The sequence below is a fragment of the Streptomyces sp. SID5643 genome (assembly GCF_009872555.1).
GTDB lineage: Bacteria > Actinomycetota > Actinomycetes > Streptomycetales > Streptomycetaceae > Streptomyces > Streptomyces iakyrus.
The window spans coordinates 1-677 of sequence record NZ_WWIC01000233.1 but is presented as its reverse complement, the minus strand read 5'-3'; the positions used below and the strand labels follow the sequence as shown (position 1 = coordinate 677).

General features: G+C 68.2%; 1 protein-coding gene. It reads right to left on the bottom strand.

Features of this window, described 5'->3' with window-relative positions; genetic code table 11:
* Nucleotides 1-677: alpha-amylase family glycosyl hydrolase (locus GTY56_RS26085; protein ID WP_346345582.1), on the bottom strand; the 677-nt coding region annotated here is incomplete at both ends.

The window sequence follows — 677 nt, the reverse complement described above, 5'->3', positions numbered from 1 at the left end:
TCGGTGTACGAGCCGAGTCCGAAGGCGGGGTTCTGCTTGCGGATCTCGATCATGCGGCGGGTCCAGTGCAGCAGCGACGACGGCGACGACATCGACGCCTCGACGTTGGTCACCTGGTGGCCGTAGACCGGGTCCATGATCGCCGGGAGGCAGAGGCGGCCCGGGTCGCAGGTGGAGAAGCCGGCGTTGCGGTCCGGGGTCCACTGCATCGGGGTGCGCACCGCGTCCCGGTCGCCGAGCCAGATGTTGTCGCCCATGCCGATCTCGTCGCCGTAGTAGAGGATCGGCGAGCCGGGCAGGGCCAGCAGCAGCGCGGTGAACAGTTCGATGGTGTGCCGGTCGTTGTCCAGCAGGGGAGCCAGGCGCCTGCGGATGCCGATGTTGGCGCGCATGCGGGGGTCCTTGGCGTACTCGGCCCACATGTAGTCGCGCTCTTCGTCGGTGACCATCTCGAGCGTCAGCTCGTCGTGGTTGCGCAGGAACATGCCCCACTGGCAGCCCGAGGGGATGGCCGGGGTCTTGGCCAGGATTTCCGAGACCGGGTAGCGGGACTCGCGGCGGACGGCCATGAAGATGCGCGGCATGACGGGGAAGTGGAACGCCATGTGGCACTCGTCGCCGCCGCTCGGGTAGTCGCCGAAGTAGTCGACGACGTCCTCGGGCCACTGGTTGGCCTC